This is a genomic window from Variovorax sp. OK212, from assembly GCF_900112425.1.
In the GTDB taxonomy this organism is placed as follows: Bacteria; Pseudomonadota; Gammaproteobacteria; order Burkholderiales; family Burkholderiaceae_C; genus Variovorax.
Window position 1 is genome coordinate 1 of sequence record NZ_FOLP01000011.1, and the last position, 21,679, is coordinate 21,679.

Annotated in this window: 21 protein-coding genes and 1 pseudogene; 14 read left to right on the forward strand and 8 right to left on the reverse strand. The window is 68.9% G+C overall.

From position 1 onward, the window contains the following. The 5 genes and pseudogenes from BM004_RS26175 to BM004_RS26195 all read right to left on the reverse strand — a co-directional run. Positions 1-341 (reverse strand): annotated as a pseudogene (locus BM004_RS26175) (electron transfer flavoprotein subunit alpha/FixB family protein); the annotation flags it as partial. Between the two features lie 2 nt (positions 342-343). Further along, positions 344-1,093 (reverse strand): electron transfer flavoprotein subunit beta/FixA family protein, encoded by a 750-nt coding sequence (locus BM004_RS26180; RefSeq protein WP_093130120.1) that lies wholly within the window; start codon positions 1,091-1,093, stop codon positions 344-346. A 36-nt stretch (positions 1,094-1,129) separates the two neighbouring features. Then, the gene (locus tag BM004_RS26185; protein WP_093217972.1) at positions 1,130-2,110 is read right to left on the reverse strand and encodes a Bug family tripartite tricarboxylate transporter substrate binding protein; all 981 of its coding nucleotides are present in this window, start codon (positions 2,108-2,110) and stop codon (positions 1,130-1,132) included. Between the two features lie 71 nt (positions 2,111-2,181). Beyond that, positions 2,182-3,372, reverse strand: coding sequence for a CaiB/BaiF CoA transferase family protein (locus tag BM004_RS26190; RefSeq protein WP_093129254.1), 1,191 nt, complete (start codon positions 3,370-3,372; stop codon positions 2,182-2,184). An 8-nt stretch (positions 3,373-3,380) separates the two neighbouring features. After that, on the reverse strand, positions 3,381-4,535 hold the full coding sequence (locus BM004_RS26195; RefSeq protein ID WP_093129255.1) for an acyl-CoA dehydrogenase family protein: 1,155 nt from the start codon (positions 4,533-4,535) through the stop codon (positions 3,381-3,383). Between the two features lie 296 nt (positions 4,536-4,831). Here BM004_RS26195 and BM004_RS26200 point away from each other — a divergent pair, with 296 nt between their 5' ends. From BM004_RS26200 to BM004_RS26250, 11 genes are all read left to right on the forward strand, one after another. Further along, positions 4,832-6,079: an acyl-CoA dehydrogenase family protein gene (locus BM004_RS26200; protein WP_218152730.1), complete on the forward strand. Its 1,248-nt coding sequence runs from the start codon at positions 4,832-4,834 to the stop codon at positions 6,077-6,079. Next, positions 6,076-7,125 (forward strand): phosphotransferase family protein, encoded by a 1,050-nt coding sequence (locus BM004_RS26205; RefSeq protein WP_093217975.1) that lies wholly within the window; start codon positions 6,076-6,078, stop codon positions 7,123-7,125. Before BM004_RS26200 ends, BM004_RS26205 begins: the two co-directional genes overlap by 4 nt. 27 nt (positions 7,126-7,152) lie before the next feature. After that, complete coding sequence (locus BM004_RS26210) at positions 7,153-7,818, forward strand: nitroreductase (protein WP_093217977.1); 666 nt, start codon at positions 7,153-7,155, stop codon at positions 7,816-7,818. 147 nt (positions 7,819-7,965) lie between these two features. Continuing rightward, positions 7,966-8,832 carry a MaoC/PaaZ C-terminal domain-containing protein gene (locus BM004_RS26215; protein WP_093217978.1) on the forward strand — a complete coding sequence of 289 codons (867 nt, stop codon included), beginning with the start codon at positions 7,966-7,968 and terminating at the stop codon, positions 8,830-8,832. Positions 8,833-8,847: 15 nt separating this feature from the next. Beyond that, entirely contained in the window at positions 8,848-9,720 is an 873-nt protein-coding gene (locus BM004_RS26220; RefSeq protein WP_093129260.1) for a branched-chain amino acid ABC transporter permease, read from the forward strand. A 56-nt stretch (positions 9,721-9,776) separates the two neighbouring features. Further along, entirely contained in the window at positions 9,777-10,814 is a 1,038-nt protein-coding gene (locus tag BM004_RS26225; protein ID WP_177206609.1) for a branched-chain amino acid ABC transporter permease, read from the forward strand. Next, complete coding sequence (locus BM004_RS26230) at positions 10,801-11,499, forward strand: ABC transporter ATP-binding protein (protein ID WP_093217982.1); 699 nt, start codon at positions 10,801-10,803, stop codon at positions 11,497-11,499. Before BM004_RS26225 ends, BM004_RS26230 begins: the two co-directional genes overlap by 14 nt. After that, positions 11,496-12,191, forward strand: a complete 696-nt coding sequence (locus BM004_RS26235) for an ABC transporter ATP-binding protein (protein WP_093217984.1) — start codon at positions 11,496-11,498, stop codon at positions 12,189-12,191. Before BM004_RS26230 ends, BM004_RS26235 begins: the two co-directional genes overlap by 4 nt. 19 nt (positions 12,192-12,210) lie before the next feature. Beyond that, entirely contained in the window at positions 12,211-13,392 is a 1,182-nt protein-coding gene (locus BM004_RS26240; protein ID WP_093217986.1) for an ABC transporter substrate-binding protein, read from the forward strand. Then, a complete protein-coding gene (locus tag BM004_RS26245; RefSeq protein WP_177206610.1) occupies positions 13,380-14,963 on the forward strand; it encodes a class I adenylate-forming enzyme family protein in 1,584 nt (527 codons plus the stop codon). The genes BM004_RS26240 and BM004_RS26245 overlap by 13 nt, the downstream gene beginning before the upstream one ends. A gap of 34 nt (positions 14,964-14,997) precedes the next feature. Next, on the forward strand, positions 14,998-16,167 hold the full coding sequence (locus BM004_RS26250) for a CaiB/BaiF CoA transferase family protein (protein WP_093217987.1): 1,170 nt from the start codon (positions 14,998-15,000) through the stop codon (positions 16,165-16,167). On the opposite strand, the gene BM004_RS26255 is transcribed toward BM004_RS26250, so the two are convergent. After that, positions 16,148-16,729 (reverse strand): histidine phosphatase family protein, encoded by a 582-nt coding sequence (locus BM004_RS26255; protein ID WP_093217989.1) that lies wholly within the window; start codon positions 16,727-16,729, stop codon positions 16,148-16,150. The genes BM004_RS26250 and BM004_RS26255 overlap by 20 nt on opposite strands. A 25-nt stretch (positions 16,730-16,754) precedes the next feature. Continuing rightward, positions 16,755-17,735 carry a zinc-binding dehydrogenase gene (locus BM004_RS26260; protein ID WP_256220054.1) on the reverse strand — a complete coding sequence of 327 codons (981 nt, stop codon included), beginning with the start codon at positions 17,733-17,735 and terminating at the stop codon, positions 16,755-16,757. A gap of 187 nt (positions 17,736-17,922) precedes the next feature. On the opposite strand from BM004_RS26260, the gene BM004_RS26265 reads away from it, so the two are divergent. The 3 genes from BM004_RS26265 to BM004_RS26275 are packed head-to-tail and all read left to right on the forward strand — an operon-like array spanning position 17,923 to position 20,704. Further along, complete coding sequence (locus BM004_RS26265; protein WP_093217990.1) at positions 17,923-19,089, forward strand: CaiB/BaiF CoA transferase family protein; 1,167 nt, start codon at positions 17,923-17,925, stop codon at positions 19,087-19,089. Beyond that, positions 19,086-19,868: an SDR family NAD(P)-dependent oxidoreductase gene (locus tag BM004_RS26270; protein ID WP_177206611.1), complete on the forward strand. Its 783-nt coding sequence runs from the start codon at positions 19,086-19,088 to the stop codon at positions 19,866-19,868. The genes BM004_RS26265 and BM004_RS26270 overlap by 4 nt, the downstream gene beginning before the upstream one ends. Positions 19,869-19,915: 47 nt before the next feature. Further along, a complete protein-coding gene (locus BM004_RS26275) occupies positions 19,916-20,704 on the forward strand; it encodes an SDR family NAD(P)-dependent oxidoreductase (protein ID WP_093217993.1) in 789 nt (262 codons plus the stop codon). A 31-nt stretch (positions 20,705-20,735) separates the two neighbouring features. Here BM004_RS26275 and BM004_RS26280 read toward each other — a convergent pair whose 3' ends face one another. Continuing rightward, entirely contained in the window at positions 20,736-21,656 is a 921-nt protein-coding gene (locus BM004_RS26280; protein ID WP_093217995.1) for a LysR family transcriptional regulator, read from the reverse strand. Positions 21,657-21,679: the final 23 nt, after the last annotated feature.

Consider the following 21,679-nt stretch of genomic DNA (forward strand, 5'->3'; position numbering starts at 1 on the left):
ATGTCGGAGATCTGGGCCACGTCCAGCTTGGCGGCCACGCGCGGGGCGACGTTCTTGCCGTTGGCGGTCGAGGGGAACAGGATGTGGCTGTAGTTGCCAGCGATGGCGAGGACTTGGGCCGCAACGTTCTCGGCGAGGTTTTCAGCCAGGCTCGGGCTGTCTGCGGCGATTACCTTGGTCACGCCGGCGATCTGCGCTGCGGCCTTGGCAGCTTCGGCTGCATTGGCGCCTGCGACAAGAACGTGCACTTCACCACCGCACGCCAGTGCAGCAGTCACGGTGTTCAGGGTCGCCGGCTTGATGCTGGCGTGGTCGTGTTCGGCAATAACAAGTGCGGTCATGTTCAGATCACCTTCGCTTCGTTCTTCAGTTTGTCCACCAGCGCTGCAACGTCAGGCACCTTGATGCCGGCACCGCGCTTCGGCGGCTCGGCGACCTTCAGCGTCTTCAGGCGGGGCTTCACATCCACGCCGAGGTCTTCGGGCTTGAAGACATCCAGCTGCTTCTTCTTGGCCTTCATGATGTTGGGCAGCGTCACGTAGCGTGGCTCGTTCAGGCGCAGGTCGGTCGTGATGACGGCCGGAAGAGTCAGCGACAACGTTTCCATGCCGCCGTCGACTTCGCGAGAGACGGTGACCTTGTCGCCAGCGACTTCGACCTTGGAGGCGAAGGTGGCCTGGGGCAGGTCGGCCAGCGCAGCCAGCATTTGGCCGGTCTGGTTGGCGTCATCGTCGATGGCTTGCTTGCCGAGGATGATCAGCGACGGCTGCTCCTTGTCGACCAGCGCCTTGAGCAGCTTGGCGACCGCCAGGGGCTGCAGCTCTTCGGTCGTCTCGACCAGGATGCCGCGATCCGCGCCGATGGCCATCGCCGTGCGCAGCGTTTCCTGGCACTTCGCATCGCCGCAGGAAACCGCGATCACTTCCGTGACCACGCCCTTTTCCTTCAGCCGCACGGCCTCTTCGACAGCGATCTCGTCGAAGGGGTTCATGCTCATCTTCACGTTGGCAATGTCCACCCCGGTGCCGTCGCTCTTCACGCGCACCTTCACGTTGTAGTCGACGACCCGCTTCACGGGCACAAGAATCTTCATGGTGATGGCCTCACAGTTTGAAAAGGAAGTTCGTGTTCATTCGGTGCCCAGCTCCTTGATGACCGGTGCGAAGGCGCCGATCTCGCGGGCGATGCGTTCGCTGTAGGCCTTGCCGTCCAGCGGTGCGGCCTCCATGCCCATGGTCGCCAGCTGTTGCCGAAGGGCCGGGTCCGACAGCGCGGTGGTGAAGGCATGGCCGATCTTCTCGACCACGGCCGGCGGCGTGCGTGCCGGCGCCACCAGACCGGTGTAGACCACGGCATCGAAACCCGGCAGCGCCGACGCGATGGGCGGCACGCCCGGCACCAGTGCGCTGGGCCCGGCGGTGGCCACGCCCAGCGCCTTGATGCGGCCGTTCTTCAGGTAGTCGTTCATCGGCCCCGAGAGGATGGTGAGCTGCACCTTCACCTCGCCGGAGAGCAGCGCGGTGGTCGTCTGCGCATTGCCCTGGTAGGGCACGGGCAGCATGCGCACGCCGGCCTGCCGCTGGAACAGCGAGGTCGCCACGTCGCCATAGGCGCCCTTGCCGACCACGGCGTACTCGAGCTTGCCGGGGTTGGCCTTGGCGTAGTCCAGGAACTGGCGCAGGTCGGCCACGGGCACCGACGGGTGCACCAGCAGCACCGACGGCGCGCTCGACAGCCCCGCCACGGGCGCGAAGCGCCGCTGCGGGTCGATGCCCGCGCTCTTCTGAACGAAGGGCGTGATGGCGATCAGCCCGGTGTTCACCACCAGCACCGTGTAGCCGTCGGCCGGCGCGTCGGCCACCAGGCGCGCGGCGATCATGCCGGCCGCGCCGGGCCGGTTGTCGATGATGACGGGCTGCCCCAGGCTGCGGCCCACGGGCTCCTGCAGCAGGCGCAGCATGGCGTCGGTCACGCCGCCGGCCGCGAAGGGCACGACGATGCGAACGGGCTTGTCAGGAAATGCGGGCTGGGCCGCCGCTGGCGTGGCCTGAACCAGCGCCAGGGCCATCGCCCCGGTGCCGGCCAGCCACGCGATCGTGGTGGTGTTCATTGCGTCTTGTCTCCATGGCCTTGTGACCTTTTTTGTTTTCTTGGCGGTTCGCTCGCGTGCCGTGAGAGGAGCTATCCGCCCAGCACGCCCGCCTCGCGCAAGCGCGCGATGCCGGCCGTGTCCTTGCCCAGCAGCTCGCCGAGGATCGCGGGGCCGTCGGCGCCGAGCACCGGCACATGCGCGCGCGGCCCGGCGTTGCCGTGCGCCATGCGAAAGGGCGTGCCCGCCACCATGAAGGGGCCGGCGCCGTCGTCGATCTCGCACATGGTTCCGCGCTCCTTCACCACCGGCAGCTGCATCGTCTCGCCGATGTTCAGGTAGCGCGAGCAGGGCACCTGGTGCGCGTCGAGGATGCGTTCGCACTCCTCGGCGGTGTGCTGCAGGGCCCACTTGGCGAGTTCCGCCAGGAAGGCGTCCCAGTGCACCTGCCGGCCGCGGCCGGTGGCGAAGCGTTCGTCCTCCAGCCATTCGGGGTGGCCGGTGGCCTTGCACAGCGCCACGAAGTTGTCTTGCGTGGTCGGCGCCACCACCAGGTGGCCGTCGCGCGCGGGCGTGGGCTTGTAGACGAAGTGCAGCGGCTGCTCTGGGAACTGCGCCTCGCCGACCTCGCACACCAGCAGGCTCACCATCGCGTCGAGCAGCGACAGGTCGACCAGGTCGCCCTTGCCGGTGCGCTGGCGCTGCACCAGCGCGGCCTGGATGCCGCCGAAGGCCAGCGAGCCACCGAGCACGTCGGCCACGAAGATGCCGGTGTTGGGCGGGCGGCTGGCGTCGTCCTGGTAGCCGCGCATGGCGTCGTCGAAGCCCGAGAGCGCGTGCAGCGTGGGCGCATAGGCACCCTTGCCGTCGCCCGACTTGCCCTGGCCGAAGCCGGAGATCGAGCAGTACACCAGTCGCGGGTTGATCTCGCTGAGCGCCTCGTAGCCCAGGCCCAGGCGCTTCATCACGCCGGGGCGGAAGTTTTCCACCACCACGTCGGCCTGCTTGACCATGTCGTGCACGATGTCGCGCGCCTCGGGGCTCTTCAGGTCGAGCACGATGCTGCGCTTGCCGCAGTTCAGAGACGCGTAGTAGCTGCTGCGCCCGTCGCGAAACGGCGGCCGGCTGCGCGTGAGGTCGCCGTTCTTCGATTCGATCTTGATGACCTCGGCGCCAAGGTCGGCCATGAGCCGCGTGCAGTAGGGGCCCGACATCACGAAGGTGAAGTCGAGCACGCGAATGCCGGTGAGCGCGCCGGGCGTGCCGGCGGGAACGGTTGCCATGGGGCTGCTCAACGGAAGCCGAGCGCGCGGCGCGCGATGACCATGCGCTGGATCTGGTTGGTGCCTTCGTAGATCTGCAGCACCTTGGCGTCGCGCATCATGCGCTCCACATGGTTGCCGCGGATGTAGCCGTGCCCGCCCAGGATCTGCACCGCGTCGGTGGTCACCTTCATGGCCATGTCGGTGCAGAAGCACTTCACCATGGAAGCCATTTCGGTCAGGCGGTCGTGCTGGCCGGCGTCGATGGCGCGGGTGCACTTGTAGAGCAGGGCGCGCGCCGCCTCGATCTGGATGTGCATGTCTGCCAGCATGAACTGCAGGCCCTGGAACTCGCCGATGGCGCGGCCGAAGGCCTTGCGCTCCTTGGCGTAGGCCACCGCGATGTCGAACGCGCCCTGCGCCACGCCCACCGCGCTGGCCGCCACGGTGGGGCGGTTCAGGTCGAGGATGTGCATGCACGAGATGAAGCCGCGGCCTTCCTCGCCCATGCGGTTGTCCACCGGCACGCGCACGTTGTCGAAGAAAATGTCGGCATGCGGCGTGCCGCGCTGGCCCATCATCTTCTCGCTGCCGCCCAGCGTGATGCCGGCGGACTTCATGTCGACGATGAAGCAGCTGATGTTGTCCACGCCGCGCTTGTTGACGTCGCCGGTCTTGGCGAAGAGCGTGATGTAGTCGGCCAGCGGCGCCATGGTGATGAAGCACTTCTGGCCGTTCACCACGTAGTGGTCGCCGTCGCGCACGGCGCTGGTCTTCATGGCGCCCACGTCGGAGCCCGCGTGGGGCTCGGTGATGGCCACCGAGCTCACCACGCCGCCCTTGGCCACCAGCGGCAGCCACTTCTGGCGCTGCGCGTCGGTGCCGAAGTGCAGCAGCGGCAGCACGAAGGAAATGGTGTTCTGGTTGATGAGCTGCGCGCCGGTCATCGAGACCCGGGCCACGAGTTCCTTGGCCATGCAGGTGGTGGTGAGGTCGAGGCCGGGGCCGCCGTATTCCTCGGGCACGCGGGCCTGCATGAGGCCCATTTCTCCGAACACCTTGATCAGGTGCTCGGGAAACTTCTCTTCCTCGTCCATCTGCTGGGCGATGGGCGCGATTTCCTTGTCGACCACGCGTTGCAGGCTGTCGAGCAGGGCGGCCTGCAGTTCTGTGCGTTCTTCCATGTTGTCTCCGTATCGGCCGTATCGGCGGTGGGGAACGGCGTGCGGCGAATGCCGCTGCCGGATGCCGATATCGTGCGATCAGGGGGAGGGGATGAAAAGAACGCGGGCTGCACATCATCTGTGAATCTGCTTCACGACTGGACGCATCCCATCATGCGGCGCAAACGGGCCGCGGGCGCAGCGGGTCAATCCGATTGACGCATGTCGTACGCATGTGTAAGGTTGTTGACGCATATCAAAAGCAACTGCGAATTCAACCAACGGCGACCGGATCGCCCCACCTAGGAGACGCTCTCTTGGACTACCAGTTCCCCCCCGAGATCACGGCCAAGCTCGCCGAACTCGATGCCTTCATCGAAGCCGAAATCAAGCCGCTGGAACGCGAGCACATGCAGTTCTTCGACCACCGCCGCGAGCATGCGCGCACCGACTGGGAGAACGACGGTTTCCCGCGCAAGGAATGGCACGATCTGATCGCCGAGATGGAGCGCCGCGCCGACAGGGCCGGCCACCTGCGCTACGGCCTGCCCAAGGCCTGCGGCGGGCAGGCGGCCTCCAACCTGGCGATTGCGGCGATCCGCGAGCACCTTGCGGCCAAGGGCCTGGGGCTGCACAACGACCTGCAGGACGAGTCTTCCATCGTCGGCAACTTCCCGATCGTGCCTGTGATCAACGCCTACGGCACCACCGAGCAGAAGCGCTACATCGACGGCATCATCAAGCGCGACCGGCACCTGTCCTTCGGACTGACCGAGCCCAACCACGGCAGCGACGCGACGTGGCTGGAAACAGTGGCGGTGCGCGAGGGCGACGGCTGGGTCATCAACGGCATGAAGCGCTTCAACAGCCAGGTGCAGCGCGCGCACGCCAACCTGGTGTTCGCGCGCACCTCGGGCAAGCCGGGGGACGCGCTGGGCATCACCGCCTTCATCGTGCCGACCGACACGCCCGGCCACCGCATCGCCTACAACCACTGGACCTTCAACATGCCCAGCGACCACGCCGAGGTGGAGCTGAAGAACGTGCGCGTGCCGAACAGCGCGATCCTCCACGAGGAAGGGCAGGGCCTGGTGCTGGCGCAGCGCTTCATTCACGAAAACCGCATCCGCCAGGCGGCGGCCAGCGCCGGCGCGGCGCGCTACTGCATTGCGGAATCGGCCAAGTACGCGGTGAACCGCATCGCCTTCGGCGAGCCGCTGTCGAAGAAGCAGGCGATCCAGTTTCCGCTGGTCGAGCTGTATGCGGAGTGCGAGATGGTGCGCAACTTCATCTTCCAGGTGGCGGCCCGCATGGACCAGCAGGACCCCCTGGAAATCAGCGACCTGGTGTCGATCTGCAACTTTCGGGCGAACCGTCTGTGCTGCGAAGCGGCGGACCGCGCGATTCAGGTGCACGGCGGCATCGGCTACACGCGAGGCTTGCCGTTCGAGCACATCTACCGCCATCACCGCCGCTACCGCATCACCGAGGGCTCCGAGGAAATGCAGATGCGCCGCGTGGCACAGCACCTGTTCGGCTTCGCGGGCAAGCGCGCGACGGCATGAGCGCGCCGGTGGAAGCCGCGGCGGGGCGCGGCATCGACTTCAACCCCGAGCGGCTCGACGAGTACCTGCGCGAGGCGCTGCCCGCCGAGGGTGGCGCGCTGGAGGTGGAGCGCACGGTCGGCGGCATGTCGAACCCGACCTACTTCCTGCGCCGGGGCGCATGGCAGGCCGTGCTGCGCAAGCAGCCCAACGCCACGCTGATGCCGTCCGCGCACGCCATCGACCGCGAGTACCGCGTGCTCACGGCCCTGCGCGACAGCGCGGTGCCGGTGCCGGCGCCGCTGCTGTACTGCACCGACCGCGAGGTGGTCGGCACGCCGTTCTATTTGATGGAGCGCGTCGACGGGCGTGTGTTCGACGGCTTCGAGATGGCCGGTGTGCCGCCGGCCGAGCGGCGCGCGATGTACGAATCGATGGGCGCCACCATGGCGGCGCTGCACAGCCTGGACTTTCGCGCGCTGGGGCTGGGCGACTACGGCCGGCCCGGCAACTACTTCGCACGGCAGCTCAGCCGCTGGTCGCAGCAGTGGACCCAGTTCCGCCGCGGCGATGACGACAACCCCGAGCTCGACCGGGTGGTGGCCTGGCTCGCGCAGCGCGTGCCGGAGAGCGACACGCTGGCGCTGTGCCATGGCGATTTCCGCATCACCAACATGATGTTCCACCCGAGCGAGCCGCGCGTGGTGGGCGTGCTCGACTGGGAGCTGTCGACGCTGGGCCATCCGCTGGTGGACGTGGCCTTCAACAGCCAGGCCTGGCGCATGGCGACCGACGAGAACGGCGGCCTGCTCGGGCTGCCGCTGGCGGAGATGGGCATTCCCACGGAAGAGGACTACCTGGCGCGTTACTACCGCCTGGCCGGGTCGAAGGAGCGCATGACCACCTTCCACCAGGTGTTCGCGATGTTCCGCGGTGCCGTGGGCAGTGCGGGCGTGGCCGTGCGAGGGGAGGCCGGCAACGGCTTCCTGCCCGACGCCGCGCGTGTCGGCCGCAAGCTGGCGCAGGCTTACGCGCGGCGCGGCGCGGCGTTGATCGACGGCCGTTGAATCCAACCCTGATTTCCTTTTCTTCTCATGCTCTCTGTCGACGAAGCCATCCTCCAGCGGCGCTCCGTGCGCGGCTTCCTGCCTGAAGAGGTGCCGCAGCGCACGCTCGACGAGGTGTTTGCCATCGCGCAGCGTGCGCCGTCCAACTGCAACGTGCAGCCGTGGGTACCGCATGTGGTCTCTGGCGAGGCGCTGCGGCGGTTGCGCGCGGCGCTGGTGGCGGCAGGCACGCAGAACGAGCCCATCAGGCCCGACTGGCCGGCCGAGTCGAAGTTTCACGGCATCTACCGCGACCGGCAGGTCGACGCCGCCGCGCAGCTCTACGGCGCGATGGGCGTGGAACGCAGCGACCTCGTGGGGCGGCGCGCCGCCTACGTGCGCAACCTCGATTTCTTCGGTGCGCCGCATGCGGTGTTCGTGTTCATGCCGCACCCCTTCGACACGCGCGAGGCGACGGACATCGGCATGTATGCGCAGACGCTGATGCTGGCGCTGACGGCGCGCGGCATCGCGTCGTGCGCGCAGGGTGCGCTGGGCCTGTACCCCGGCATCGTGCGCGAGGTGCTGGGCTTGCCTGAAGAACAGCGCCTGCTGTTCGGCGTGTCCTTCGGCTACGAAGACCCGGCCAACAAGGCCAACGCGGCGCGCGTGGGGCGTGCCGCGTCGCACGAAGCGGTGCGCTTTCACCGCTAGCGGCGTACACCGCCATCGGTCGTCGCCAAGGCGACTCCGTACTTACGATAAGTAGTACGCATGCATATTGTCTTGTATGCTGATTGTATAAATCGGCAGCATTGACCGCCACCCGCCGCCGCCCCAAGTGGAGACAAGCCGCACACCATGAATCTGCAGAACGTCATCGCGCGCCGCTTCGCGCCCGCGGTACAAAGCTACGACTGGCGCGATTCGGCGCTGTATGCGCTCGGCTTGGGCATGGGCTCCGACCCGCTCGACGAAGACGAGCTTCTTCACGTCTACGAGGGCCGCGGGCAGCGCGCCGTGCCCAGCCAGTGCATGGTGCTGGGCTGGCCTGTGTTCTGGCATGCGGACCCGGCCACGGGCATCGACTGGGTGAAGATCCTGCACGGCGAGATGCGCTTCGAGCTGCACCGCCCGCTGCCGCACGAAGGCGCCGTGCGCGCCAGCTACGGCATTCGCGCGGTGCAGGACAAGGGCGTTGGCCGCGGCGCGCTGATTCATTTCGACACCGAGATCACCGATGCAAACACCGGCGAGGCATTGGCCAGCCTGCGTTCCGTCGAGTTCCTGCGCGGCGACGGTGGTTGCGGCAGCCACGGCACAGCGCCATCGGGCACGCGCGCCTTGCCTGAAGGCGCCGTGCCCAGCGCGCGCATCGACTACCGGACCGCACCCCAGGCGGCGTTGCTCTACCGCCTGGCGAGCCGCGACTACATGCCGATCCACGCCGACCCCGAGGTGGCGCGCCGCGCGGGCTTCGAGCGGCCGATTTCCCACGGGCTGAACACCATGGGCCTGGCCTGCCGCGCGCTGCTCAAGCACTGCAGCCCGCGCCGCCCGGAGCGCCTGCACTCGATGGCGGTGCGCTTCGCCCAGCCGGCGTACCCGGGCGAGACCATCCGCGTCGAACTCTTCGAAGAGGGCGACACCGTGCGTTTTCGCGCGCTGGCCGTCGAGCGCGGCGTGACCGTGCTCGACCGCGGCGAATGCCGCTTCATCGACCGCTGACCCGGAGCCGACCCCATGGACTTTTCACAGGCACTCAACATCGCGCAGCTGGCCAACGCCCTGGCGCTGGCCTCGCTGCTCACCATCCTGGCGAGCGGGCTGGCGCTGATCTTCGGGCTGCGCGACGTGATGAACTTCGGCCACGGCGCGCTGTTCATGCTGGGCGCGTACCTGGGCTACACCTTCTCGGGGCTCTTCAACTTCTGGGCGGCGCTGGTCATCGTGCCGCTGCTGCTGGCGCTGCTGGGCGTGCTGTTCGAGTACGCGGCCATTCGCCCGTTGCAGCGCCGCTCGCACATGGACGTGGCGCTCGTCACCTTCGGGCTGGCGTTGATCCTGAGCCAGGTCGTCATCAAGGTCTGGGGCACGGCGCCGCTGTCGGTGTCGGCACCGCCTTCGCTGGCGGGTTCGCTCGACCTGTTCGGCCATGCCTATCCGGCGTACCGCATCTTCCTGATTGCGATGGGCTTCGGCACCTGCGTGCTGCTGGCGGCGTGGCTCAAGTGGACGCGCTCCGGCATGCATGTGCGCGCCGTGAGCCAGCAGCCGATGGTGGCGCGCATGATGGGCGTGAACACCGACCGGCTGAGCCTGCTGGTGGTGTGCCTGGGCACCGGGTTCGCCGGGCTGGCCGGTGTGCTGGCGGGGCCCTACCTGTCGGTGGACCCGGCGATGGGCTCGTCCATTCTCATCAGCTGCCTGATCGTGGTGGTGATCGGCGGGCTGGGCAGCATCGGCGGGGCGATTGCCGCGGCGGTGGTGTTCGGGCTGATCCAGGTGATCGGCGCGCTGATCTCGCCCACGCTGGCGGTGATGGCGCCTTACCTGTTGCTGTTCATCGTGCTGCTGTGGCGGCCGCAGGGCCTGGGCCGCGGGAGGGTCGCATGATGGCAGCGGTACCTGTTTCGCCCGCGGTAGCGCCGCGTGTATCCGGTGTTTCGCAAATGGCAGGCGCTGCATCGGCTGGAAGCACGAAGGGCGCCGGGCTGCTGAAGCCCGGCCTGGTGGTGGCGGTGCTCATCGTGCTCGGGCTGTTCGTGCCGAGCGTGCTCAAGAGCACCTTCTATCTCGGGCTGCTGGTCAACGCGATCACGCTCGGCATCGCGGCCCTGGCCATCGGCTTCCTGGCGCACCAGAGCGGGCTGATGATGTTCGGCGCGGCCGCCTTCACGGGCAGCGCGACCTACCTCTTCGCCATTGCCGTGACCCGCTTCGGCTGGAACGCCATGACGGCGGCCGTGTTCACGCTGGTGGCCGCGACGCTGCTGTCCGCGCTCATCGGCATGCTGGTGGTGCGGGCCCGGCCATTGCCGTTCGCGATGCTCACGCTGGCGCTCGCGCAGATGCTGCGCTCGATGGTGATGATCACCGACTTCCGCCCCATCACCGGTGGCGACGACGGGCTGGCGCTGAATTTCAGCGGGACCTTCTTCGGCCTCACGCAGGCACAGCTCTCCAAGCCCGAGGGCTTCTGGCCGGTGGCCTGGCTCGCGCTCTGCGGCGTGATGCTGCTGGCCTGGGCGGTAGGCCGCTCGCGCACCGGCAGCGTGTTGCGCGCGATTCGCGCGAACGAGGAGCGCATGCGTTTCTCGGGTTTCAACACCTACCTGCCGCGCGTGCTGGCGTTCACGCTGTCGGGCTTCATCGCGGCCGTCTCGGGCCTGTTGACGGGGCTGTACACGGCCTTCGCATCGCCCGAGCTGCTGGACTTCGCGACGGGTGGCAACGGGCTGGTGTCAACGCTGATCGGCGGCGTCAGCACCGTGGCCGGGCCGGTGCTGGGCGCGCTGCTCTATGTGATCGGGCAGGACCAGTTCGGCGCGACCGGGCACCTCGAGTTGCTGACGGGCCTGGGCGTGGTGCTGGTGATCGTGGCGTTCCCGGAGGGGATCATGGGTTTCATCCGCAACGCCATGGCGCGGCTGTTCAAGCGCGGCGCCGCGGCGGGTGCCAACGAAGGGAGCGGCCATGCTGCGCGTTGAAGACCTGAGCGTGTCCTACGGCAGCGTGAAGGCGCTGGAGGGCGTGAACCTCGAAGTGGCGCAGCGCGGCGTGCTGCACGGCGTGATCGGGCCGAACGGGGCGGGCAAGTCCACGCTGATGGACGCCATCACCGGCCGGCGCAAGCCGACACGTGGGCGTGTGTTTGTCGACGGGCAGGACATCACGAACCGCTCGGTGGCGCAGCGCCGCCGCCTGGGCATGTCGCGCTCGTTCCAGCGCACCAGCATCTTCCCGGGCGTGCGCGTGGGCGAGCAGCTGGAGCTGGTCGCCTCGCAGCTCGGCGAACCCGACCTGGCGGGCATCGTCGACACGCTGGCGCTGGGCCCGGTGTACGACGAGATCGCCGACAGCATTGCCTACGGCGACCAGCGCCGCGTGGACATCGCGCTGGCGCTGGTCGGCCAGCCCACGCTGATGCTGCTCGACGAACCGGCCGCGGGCCTGTCGACCAGCGAGACCGTCACGCTGTTCCAGCATCTGGCCACCGTGGTGCGCCAGCGCAACGTGACCGCGCTGGTGGTGGAGCACGACGTGGACGCCGTCTTCCGTTTCTGCGACACCATCACCGCGCTCGACCTCGGGCGCCTGCTGGCCAACGGCTCGCCCGCGCAGGTGCGCAGCGACCCGAAGGTGATTGCCGCCTACCTGGGGACCGCCGCATGAGCTTCATCGACGTCAAGGGACTGCGTGCCGGCTACGGCAAGTCGGTGGTGCTGCGCAATGTCGACCTGCAGGTCGAAGAGGGCGAGGCGGTGGCCGTGGTCGGCAAGAACGGCGCGGGCAAGTCGACGCTGCTGCTGTCCTTCTTCGGCGGCACCACGGTGAGCGGCGGCAGCATCGAGGTGGGCGGCGTCGCGCTGCAGAAGCTGCCGGCCTACCGTGCGGCCATGCAGGGCGTCACGCTCTCGCCGCAGGGCCGGATGATCCTGGCGCACCTCACGGTCGGCGAGAACCTGCGCCTGGGCATGGCCTGCGGCCGCAAGGGGCACTGGACCATGGACACCGTCTACAAGCTCTTTCCCGTGCTGCACGAGCGGCGAGACCGCATGGGCAACGAGCTCAGCGGCGGGCAGCAGCAGATGCTGGCGGTGGGCCGGGCGCTGCTCGGCAACCCGCGCGTGCTGCTGCTCGACGAACCTTCTGAAGGGCTCTCGCCCGTGCTGGTGGACGGCCTGGCGGACGTGTTCAACAAGATCCGCGCGGCCGGCACCGGCGTGCTGATGGTCGAGCAGCACCTGAACCTGGTGCGCCGCGTGAGCCAGCGCTTCGTGGTGATGGCCAAGGGCGAAATCATCGACCGCGGCCGCACCGCCGACATCGACACCGAGCAGCACCGTGCTGCCCTGGCCTTTTGAACCGAGACAAGGAACGCAGATGATCAAGAAGTTGCTGGCGGCCGTGGCCGCCGCCCTGGTGCTGCAGGGCGGCGCGATGGCGCAGAACACCATCAAGCTCGGCGTGGTGAACATCGACACCGGACCCTTCGCGGTGAGCGGTGCGTACGTGAACGACGGCGCGGCCTTCGCGGTGGAGCAGCTCAACGCGCAGGGCGGGGCGCTGGGCCGCAAGTACGAGCTGGTCACGCAGAACCATGCGGGCACGCCGGCCTCGGCCATCGCGGCGGCAACGCGGCTGGTGGAGCAGCAGGGCGTGTCGTTCTTCACCGGCCTCAACCCCTCGGGCACTTCGCTGGCCATCGCGTCGAAGATGCCGGGGCTGAACGCCCTGTTCATCGACGCCACGGCCGCCTCCGACGACCTGACGGGCAAGAACTGCGGCGCCAACTACTTTCGCGTGGGCATCACCGACGGCATGATGGTCAACAGCTTCCGCGAGCAGACCAAGGCCAGCGGCATCAAGAACTGGGACCTGCTGATGGCCGACATCGCGGTGGGCCACGACACCGCGAAGCGCTTCACCGCCGCCATGCAGGAAAGCGGCGGCAAGGTCAACAAGACGCTGTTCGCGCCCATCACCGCATCGGACCTCGGCAGCTACATTGCGCAGCTGCTCGACAAGCCGGCCGAAGGCCTGCTGATGTACTACCCCTCGTCGGGCGGCATCGCGCTGGTGAAGCAGCAGCAGGCGTTCAAGCTGTTCGAGAAGTACAAGACCGTGCTGTCGGCCTCGATGGTCAACGAGATACTGATCGGCGCGCACGGCGATGCGAGCGTGGGCCTGTGGTCGGCGCAGAGCTACTTCTGGACCATGCCGGGGGAGCGCAACGCCGCGTTCGTGAAGGCCTTCGAGGTGCGCTACAAGCGCAAGCCGACCTACATCGACGCGGACGCGTACATGTCCTTCGAGTTGGTGCACCAGGCGATCCTGAAGGCCAAGTCGGCGGACGTGGCGGCGGTGCGCACGGCGCTGTCGGGGTTGAAGACCACGACGGTGGTGGGCGATGTCGAGATGCGCGCGGCGGACCACCAGCTGCTGCGCCCGCTGGTGGTCGTGCAGGCTGCGAAGGCCGGTGAAGGCAAGGGCGAGATCGTGATGAAGTCGATCGAGCCGACGGCGCAGGTTGCGCCGCCGGTGAATGCCGAATGCAAGATGTAGGAAGCGCGACGCGGCCCGCCACGCAGATCGAGGAACTGCTGTCGCAGGACTTCGGCACGGTCGCGCAGCTGATCCACGCGCACGCGCTGCGCGAGCCGGCGCACACCGCGCTCTTCCTCGAAGGCGAGGGCCTCGGTTACGCGGCGCTCGACGCGTGGATGGACCGCGTGGCCGCCGCCCTGCAGCGCGACGGCCTCCGGCCAGGCGACGTGGTGGCCATCAGCGCGACGACGTCGCTGGCCTACGCCGCGGTGTTCCTCGGGAGCGTGCGCGCCGGCGTGGTGGTGGCGCCTCTTGCGCCAGATGCCACGCCCGAAGGGCTGGCCGCGATGGTGGCCGATTCGGGCGCCAGGCTGTTCTTCCTGGACCATGCGGTCGCGCAGTCGATGGGCGATGTGGCGGCCAGCGTGTCCGCGCGCCTCGTCGCGCTGGACGACGCCGACCACGCCACGGCGCTTTCCGCCTGGCTGGCGCCTGCCGGAGCGACGCCCGAAGCGGTGACGCTGCACCCCGAGGCGCCCTTCAACATCATCTATTCCTCGGGCACCACCGGCACGCCGAAGGGCATCGTGATGCCGCATGCCTTCCGCTGGGCGCAGGTGAAGCTGTTCACCTCGCTGGGCTACGGGCCGGACGCGGTCACGCTGGTGTCGATTCCGCTGTACTCGAACATGACGCTGTCGAGCTTCCTGCCGGCGCTGTCGCTGGGCGCCAAGGTGGTGCTGATGCGCAAGTTCGACGCGGCCGGCTACCTCGCGCTGGCGCAGGCGCATCGGGTGACGCACAGCATGATGGTGCCGGTGCAGTTCCAGCGGATCATGGCGCGGCCGGATTTCGGTGCGTACGACCTGTCGTCGTTCCGCATGAAGTCCTGCGGCAGCGCGCCGTTTCCGGCGGCGCTCAAGGCCGACGTGCTGGCGCGCTGGCCGGGCGGCCTCACCGAGTACTACGGCATGACCGAGGGCGGTGGCGTGTGCGCGCTGCCCGCGCACGACAGGCCCGACAAGCTGCACACCGTGGGCCAACCCGCGCCGGGCCACGACATGCGCGTGATCGACGAAGAGGGGCGGGAGCTGCCGCGCGGGGAGATCGGCGAGATCGTCGGGCGCTCCGGCACCATGATGGTCGGCTACCACAACCTGCCGGCCAAGACCGCCGAGGCGGAATGGTTCGACGGCGAGGGCCGGCGCTTCATTCGCAGCGGCGACACCGGCCGCTTCGACGAAGACGGCTACCTGGTGCTGCTGGACCGCAAGAAGGACATGATCATTTCGGGTGGCTTCAACGTGTACCCGGTCGATCTCGAGGCGGTATTGCGCGGCCACCCCGACGTGGCCGAGGCAGCGGTGTTCGGCATCGCCTCCGCGCAGTGGGGCGAGTCGCCGATGGCTTGCGTGGTGCTGCGCGAGCAGGCGGCGGTGACGGCCAGCGCCCTGATGGCATGGGCCAACGAACGCCTGGGCAAGGCGCAGCGGCTGGCGGACCTGCGCGTGGTCGACAGCCTGCCGCGCAGCGACATCGGCAAGGTGCTCAAGCGCCAGCTGCGCGACACCTACGCCGCGGCGCGCTGAACCTCCGTTCATCGAGACAACCGGAGCGAAACCCATGGGACCCCTGCAAGGAATCAAGGTCGTGGAGATGGCCGGGCTCGCGCCCGGTCCGTTCGCCGCGATGATGCTGGCCGACATGGGCGCCGAGGTGCTGCGCATCGAGCGGCCCGCGCAGGCCGTGCCGCCGGGGCACCCGCGCGTGGCCTTGCTGGACCGCAGCCGGCGCGCCGTGGCGCTCGACCTGAAGTCGCCTGCCGGCGCCGCCACGCTGCACCGGCTGCTGGGCGGCGCCGACGCGTTCATCGAAGGCTTTCGCCCGGGCGTGATGGAGCGGCTCGGTTTCGGCCCCGACACCTGCCTGGCCGCGAACCCGCGCCTGGTCTATGGCCGCATGACCGGCTGGGGACAGGACGGCCCGCTCGCGCAAGCGGCGGGCCACGACATCAACTACATCGCGCTCACCGGCGCGCTGCACGCGATCGGCCCCAAGGGCGGCGCGCCCGCGGTGCCGCTGAACCTGGTCGGCGACTTCGGCGGGGGCGGCATGTACCTGGCGTTCGGCATCGTCTGCGCGCTGCTGGAGGCGCGGCGCTCGGGGCAGGGGCAGGTGGTCGACGCCGCGATGGTCGACGGCGCGGCCTCGCTCATGACCTACATGCACGCCTCCCGCGCGACCGGGCAGTGGAGCGACACGCGCGGCGAGAACGTGCTCGACGGCGAGACGGCCCCCTGGTACGGCGTGTACCAAACCGCCGACGGGCTGTACGTGAGCATCGCGTCGGCGGAGCCACAGTTCTATGCCGAACTGCTTCGCCTGACCGGTCTTGCAGGCACGGCGTTGCCCGACCAGCTCGACCGCGCCAGCTGGCCCGCGTTCCGAGAGAAGCTGGCCGGCGTGTTCCGCGGCAAGACCCGCGCCGAGTGGTGTGCGTTGCTGGAAGGCAGCGATGTGTGCTTCGCGCCGGTGCTCACGTTGGACGAGGCCGTGGCGCACCCGCACAACCGCGCGCGTGGCACTTTCGTCGAGGTGGGTGGCGTGGTGCAGCCCGCGCCGGCGCCGCGCTTCAGCCGAACGGTGCCCGCCACGCCGACCTTGCCCGAGGCAGCCGCCGAAGACCCGTCGCAAGCGCTGGCAGCTTGGGGCATCGATGCGCGCGAGGTGGCCGCCTTGCGTGCCGAAGGCGCGTTCGGACCGCCCAACCCGCTCAGGGCGTCGACTCGTTGAGCGTGCGCACCCGCGCGTCGTCGAGCGAGGCGCCGACGACCCGCGTCACCGAGCAATGGTCGAGCGAGAAGGTGTCGGTGCCGGGCATGCGCATGGCATGCGCGACCAGCGTCTTGATCGGCATGCCGTGGGAGAACACCGCAATCGTGCTGCCCCGCGCGTCGGCCAGCAATGCGGCGAAGGTGTCGAGCACGGTCTGGCGGAAGGCGTCGGGGTCGATGCCCAGGAAGCGCGGCGGCGACGCGAGAAATTCGGCCCAGCGGTGCGGCTCCTCGCGGCGGATGGTGTCCGGCGAGCGATAGCGGCTGGTGTGGCGGTCGCACTCCGCGAGGCCGTCGATGACTTCGATTTCCAGCCCCAGCAGGCGCGCCAGCGGTGCCGCGGTGTCCAGCGCGCGCTGCTGCGGGCTGCACACGATGCGGTCGATCGGCTCGAACGCCAGGCGGCGCAGGGCCAGCGTGCGGGCCTGCGCGTGGCCCTTGGCATGCAGCGGCGGATCGCCGGGCTGCAGCGCGTGGCCTTCGTCGGGCAGGCCGTGCCTGACGAGAAGAAGCTGTTTCATGCGTGTGTCGTGAACCGGCCCGCGCTCAGGCCATCGTGACGACGAGCTTGCCGAACTGGCTGCCGTCGGACAGCGCGTCGAATGCCGACCGGATGTCGTCGAGCGCAAAGCGGCGGTCGATCACCGGGCGCACCGCCCCGCTGGCGAACAGCGCAATCAGCTGCCGGCATTCCTCGACACTGCCGCCCGTGGAGCCGTACACCTCGAGCTGACGGATGAAGATGCGCTGCAGATCCGCCGGGGGGTTGGACCCCGTGGTCGCGCCGCAGGTCACGAGGCGGCCGCCGCGGCGCAGCGAACGCAAGGAGTCGTCCCAGCTCGCGGCGCCGGAGCTGTCGATGACCATGTCGACGCCTTCGCCGCCGGTCATCTCCAGCACGCGTTTGGCGACCTTCTCGCGCCGGTAATTGATGGCGCCGCTGGCGCCCAATGCTTGCGCGCGCGCCAGCTTCTGGTCGCTCGACGATGTCACCAGCACCCGCGCGCCCGCGTGCACCGCGAGTTGCAGGCAGGCCACGGCCACGCCGCCGCCCACGCCGGCCACCAGCACGGTTTCGCCGGGGCGCAGCGCGCGCTTGCCGAACAGCATCCGCCAGGCCGTCAGGTATGCGGCCAGCAAGGCGCCGGCCTCCGCCAGGTCGACGTGGTCCGGCAGCGGCAGCACGCAGCGCGCGGGCATTGCCACGTACTCGGCGAACCCGCCGTCGCGGTGCTCGCCCATGATGTGCGCGCGCAGGCACAGCGGCTGGTCGCCGGCCAGGCAGTAGCGGCACTGGCCGCAGAAGGCGTTCGAGTAGATGACGGCCTTCTGCCCGGGCACGAGCCCGCTGTCGGCGTCGGCTTCCACGACCACGCCCGCGGCCTCGACGCCCAGCGTCTGCGGCAGGCTGTGCGTGATGCCGCTGCCGTTGTCGCGCATGTACAGGTCGACGCGGTTCAAGGCCGCGGCGTGCACACGCAGCAGCACCTCGCCGGCGCGGCGCACCGGCACGGGAACGTCGCGCACGCAAAGACCGTCTCGGCCTCGCTCTCGAAGAACAGCTGCTTTCATCATCGTCAGCATATAGACCGTTCACTACCATACGAATAATGGAAAACACCGAACACAAGCCGATGCGAAGCGGTTGACCTCCGGTCTTCGCCGTCTTCATAATCGATTTGGTACGGTAGTGAATCAATTCGAAGGAGCTGCGATGTCGGGACCGCTCAGCGGAGTTCGCGTGCTGGAGCTGCCAGCCATCGGCCCTGCGCCGTTCTGCGGTGCATTGCTGGCCGACATGGGCGCCGATGTGGTGCGCATCGACCGCGCCACCGCCATCGACCTCGGCACACCGGTGCCGCCGCAGTTCGACTTCTACAACCGGAACAAGCGCTCGGTGGCGCTCGACCTGAAGGCCCGGCCGGCCGTGGAAGCCGCGTTGCAACTGGCGCGGCACGCCGACATCCTGATCGAAGGCTTTCGCCCTGGCGTGGCCGAACGGCTCGGTCTTGGGCCCGAGCCATGCCTTGCCGTGAATCCCCGGCTCGTCTACGGCCGCATGACCGGCTGGGGCCAGCAAGGGCCGCTGGCGCAGGAGGTCGGCCACGACATCAACTACCTCGCGCTCAGCGGTGCGCTGCATTGCATCGGCGAGAAGGGCAGGCCGCCGGTGCCGCCGCTGAACCTTGCGGCCGACCTTGGCGGTGGCGCCATGTACCTGGCCGTGGGCGTGCTCGCGGCGCTCACCGAGGCGCGGCGTTCGGGCCAGGGGCAGGTCGTCGATGCCGCGATGGTCGACGGACTCGCGAACCTGATGTCGGCCTTCTCTGCGTTCCGCCAGATGGGCGAGTGGACGGCCGATCGCGGAGAGAACGTCGTCGACGGCGGCGCGCCGTACTACGGCACTTACGAGACGCGCGACGGCAAATACATTGCGGTGGGCGCCATCGAGGAGCGTTTCTACCGGGCATTACTTGCGGGCATGGACCTCGACGCGACGCAACTTCTCGCGCAGAACGACCGCACCCATTGGCCCGCGATGCGCGAACGTTTCGCCCGGGTCTTCAAGACACGCTCGCGCGACGAATGGATGGAGGTCATGCGCGGACGCGATGCCTGCTTCTCGCCCGTGCTGGACCTCGACGAGGCCCCCGCGCACGCGCACATGCAGTCGCGAGAGGTCTTCACGCGCTTCGACGGCGTGCGACACGCCAGCCCCGCGCCGCGCTTCACGCGCACGCCGTCGACCTTGCGCCGGCCAGCGCCCGCGAGCGGGCAGCACAGTGGCGAAGTGCTCGCGGAATGGGGCGTAGCGGCGGCCGACATCGCGGCCCTGCGCGACAGCGGCGCGATGCTGCAAGCCGGAGCACAGGCGCAATGACGGAACCTGCCGTGCCGGTAGCGCGCCGCCTCCTGGGCACTGTCTGCGTGGTGACCGGCGCCGCGCGCGGCATCGGGCTTGCGATAGCCGAGCGTTTCGCCGCGGAAGGCGGGCGCATCGCGTGCCTTGACGTCGGCGCCGCGCGGCTCGACACGGCCGTGGAGAAGCTGCGCGAGTCGGGCGCCGAAGTGCGGGGCTACACGGCCGACGTGGGCCGCAGGGAGTCGGTTGCCGCGGCATTCGAAGCCGTCGAACGCGACTTCGGCGCGCCGGTCGGCGTGCTCGTCAACAACGCGGTGTGGGCGCGCTTCCAGCCGCTGGCCGATGTGGACGAGGAGAGCGTCGGCCGCATGTTCGACGTCGGCCTGAAGGGCCTGATCTGGACCACGCAGGCCGTGGCGCCGCAGATGAAGCGGCGCGGCGGTGGTGCCATCGTCAACCTCAGCTCCACGTCGGCGCTGCAGGCGCTGACGCACTCCATCGCCTATGCCGCCATGAAGGCCGGCGTGCTGGGCCTGACGCGGGCGTCTGCCGTCGAACTCAGCCCGCACGGCATTCGTGTGAACGCGATCGTGCCGGGCATGGTGGGCACGCCCGCGTCGGTGGCGCAGTTCGACGAGGCCACCGTGGCGGCGCGCCTGTCGGCCATGCCGCTCGGTCGCTTCGGCGAGCCGGGCGAGATCGCGTCGGTCGCGGCCTTCCTGGCGAGCGACGACAGCCGGTACGTGCAAGGCGCGGAGATCGTGGCCGACGGCGGCTGGACCATCGCCACGCGCTGAAGCTCTTTGCCGGCACGCATTCGTTCATTCAATTCGAAGAGGTGGCCATGAACAGACTCGAAGGCAGGCGCGCGGTGATCACCGGCGCGGGCAGCGGCATCGGCCGCGCGAGCGCGCTGCGCTTTGCGCAGGAGGGCGCCGCGGTGCTGGTGGTCGGGCGCAGCAGCGGCAATACCGAAGAGACCGCGGCGCTGGTGCGCGCGGCAGGCGGGCGCGCCGAAGCGATGGTGGTCGACGCCACGGTCGAGGCCAATGTCGAGGCCATGGTGGCGCGTTGCGTCGCCGCCTTCGGCGGGCTCGAGGTGTTCTTCGCCAACGCCGCCACGCCCGGCACCAACACACCGTTGCTCGAGCAGAGCGTGGACGAGTGGAACGAGGTCTGGCGCGTCAACACGCTCAGCTGCTTTCTTGCGGTGAAACATGCGGGGCGCCACATGACGGCGCAGGGCAGCGGCTCGATCATCCTCACCTCGTCGGCCGCATCGCTGAGGGCCAATGCGGGCGCCATCTCGTACAGCGCGAGCAAGGCGGCTGTCAACAGCCTGGTGCAGACCTCGGCCAACGCCTTCAGCGGCACCGGCGTGCGTGTGAACGCGATCCTGCCGGGCCTGGTCGAGACGCAGATGACGCGCAAGGTGTTCGAGCAGGCGCGCGAGCGCGGCGTGGAAGCGCGCATCGGCCACATGACGCCGATGAAGCGCGCCGGCCGGCCCGAGGAGATTGCGGCCATGGCCGCGTTCTTGGCGAGCGACGACAGTTCGTTCGTCACGGGCCAGTGGTATGCGGTCGATGGCGGCGTGAGCAGCACCCACCCGCACGGACGGATCGCGCTCTAGCTTTCCTGCAAGGCGCCGCGCTCAGTGGCCTTCAGTGACGCTGGCCCGGCATCGGGTGGCTGAACAGGATGTCGCAGAACGCCACCGCGGCCGGGCTCAGCTCGCGGCTCTTGCGGTGCGTGCAGTAGATCGGCCGCACCATGCTGTGCGACTGAAGCCGCACGGCCACGGTCGGCAGCAGGCTGAACTGGGGCAGTGAGGCTTCCGGCGACAGGCAGACGCCGAAGCCGGCCGCCACCAGCCCGGCCAGCGTGGAGAGGTTGTTCACCTCGAGCCCGGTGTTCACCACGCCCGCCTTGAGCAGCACCTGCTGCGCCATCTCCAAGCCATTGGCGGTGCGCACCAGCATGCCGCTCATGCCGTTGAGCTGCAGCAGGCGTGCACCGCGCAGGGCCTGCAGCGACAGGCTCCTGCGCTTGGCCAGGGCGTGATCGAGCGCGCACACCACGTACATCGGTTCATCGAAGAGATGGCGCGCCTGCAGCTCACCGGGGCGGCCGGGCAAGGAGTTGAGCGCGATGTCGACCACGCCTTGCTGCACGAGCTCGTTGCAGCGCACGGAGGACACGTCGTGAAGCTGCACGCCCACGCCCGGGTACTGCCCGCGAAAGTCATGCAGCACGCCGGGCAGCCACGTGCCCGCGAGCGAGGGCACCACGGCCATCGACACATGGCCTGTTCGCAGGTTGGCCACGTCGCGCAGGTCTTCGAGCGCATGGTCGAGTTCGAGCGCGATGCGCCGGGCGCTCACCACGAAGCGGCGGCCCGCGTCGGTGAGCGTGGCCGAGCGGTTGCCCCGGTCGAAAAGCCGTACGCCCACACGCTCTTCCAGCCGCGAAATCATCTGGCTCAACGCCGACTGGGTCAGGTGGCAACGTTCCGCCGCCGCGGTGAATTGACCCGTCTCCGCAAGGGCCAGGAAGCAGCGCAAGGCGTGGTCGGAGACGTGCATGAATATTCTTAATGGGTCGGCCT

What these genes read in the sequence shown, in the direction of transcription:
- BM004_RS26205 (WP_093217975.1), top strand. Translation starts at nt 6,076, where the DNA reads ATGAGCGCGCCGGTGGAAGCCGCGGCGGGGCGCGGCATCGACTTCAAC.
- BM004_RS26215 (WP_093217978.1), top strand. Translation starts at nt 7,966, where the DNA reads ATGAATCTGCAGAACGTCATCGCGCGCCGCTTCGCGCCCGCGGTACAA.
- BM004_RS26225 (WP_177206609.1), top strand. Translation starts at nt 9,777, where the DNA reads ATGGCAGGCGCTGCATCGGCTGGAAGCACGAAGGGCGCCGGGCTGCTG.
- BM004_RS26270 (WP_177206611.1), top strand. Translation starts at nt 19,086, where the DNA reads ATGACGGAACCTGCCGTGCCGGTAGCGCGCCGCCTCCTGGGCACTGTC.
- BM004_RS26275 (WP_093217993.1), top strand. Translation starts at nt 19,916, where the DNA reads ATGAACAGACTCGAAGGCAGGCGCGCGGTGATCACCGGCGCGGGCAGC.
- BM004_RS26265 (WP_093217990.1), top strand. Translation starts at nt 17,923, where the DNA reads ATGTCGGGACCGCTCAGCGGAGTTCGCGTGCTGGAGCTGCCAGCCATC.
- BM004_RS26195 (WP_093129255.1), bottom strand. Translation starts at nt 4,535, where the DNA reads ATGGAAGAACGCACAGAACTGCAGGCCGCCCTGCTCGACAGCCTGCAA.
- BM004_RS26255 (WP_093217989.1), bottom strand. Translation starts at nt 16,729, where the DNA reads ATGAAACAGCTTCTTCTCGTCAGGCACGGCCTGCCCGACGAAGGCCAC.
- BM004_RS26250 (WP_093217987.1), top strand. Translation starts at nt 14,998, where the DNA reads ATGGGACCCCTGCAAGGAATCAAGGTCGTGGAGATGGCCGGGCTCGCG.
- BM004_RS26280 (WP_093217995.1), bottom strand. Translation starts at nt 21,656, where the DNA reads ATGCACGTCTCCGACCACGCCTTGCGCTGCTTCCTGGCCCTTGCGGAG.
- BM004_RS26220 (WP_093129260.1), top strand. Translation starts at nt 8,848, where the DNA reads ATGGACTTTTCACAGGCACTCAACATCGCGCAGCTGGCCAACGCCCTG.
- BM004_RS26235 (WP_093217984.1), top strand. Translation starts at nt 11,496, where the DNA reads ATGAGCTTCATCGACGTCAAGGGACTGCGTGCCGGCTACGGCAAGTCG.
- BM004_RS26210 (WP_093217977.1), top strand. Translation starts at nt 7,153, where the DNA reads ATGCTCTCTGTCGACGAAGCCATCCTCCAGCGGCGCTCCGTGCGCGGC.
- BM004_RS26185 (WP_093217972.1), bottom strand. Translation starts at nt 2,110, where the DNA reads ATGAACACCACCACGATCGCGTGGCTGGCCGGCACCGGGGCGATGGCC.
- BM004_RS26190 (WP_093129254.1), bottom strand. Translation starts at nt 3,372, where the DNA reads ATGGCAACCGTTCCCGCCGGCACGCCCGGCGCGCTCACCGGCATTCGC.
- BM004_RS26240 (WP_093217986.1), top strand. Translation starts at nt 12,211, where the DNA reads ATGATCAAGAAGTTGCTGGCGGCCGTGGCCGCCGCCCTGGTGCTGCAG.
- BM004_RS26180 (WP_093130120.1), bottom strand. Translation starts at nt 1,093, where the DNA reads ATGAAGATTCTTGTGCCCGTGAAGCGGGTCGTCGACTACAACGTGAAG.
- BM004_RS26230 (WP_093217982.1), top strand. Translation starts at nt 10,801, where the DNA reads ATGCTGCGCGTTGAAGACCTGAGCGTGTCCTACGGCAGCGTGAAGGCG.
- BM004_RS26245 (WP_177206610.1), top strand. Translation starts at nt 13,380, where the DNA reads ATGCAAGATGTAGGAAGCGCGACGCGGCCCGCCACGCAGATCGAGGAA.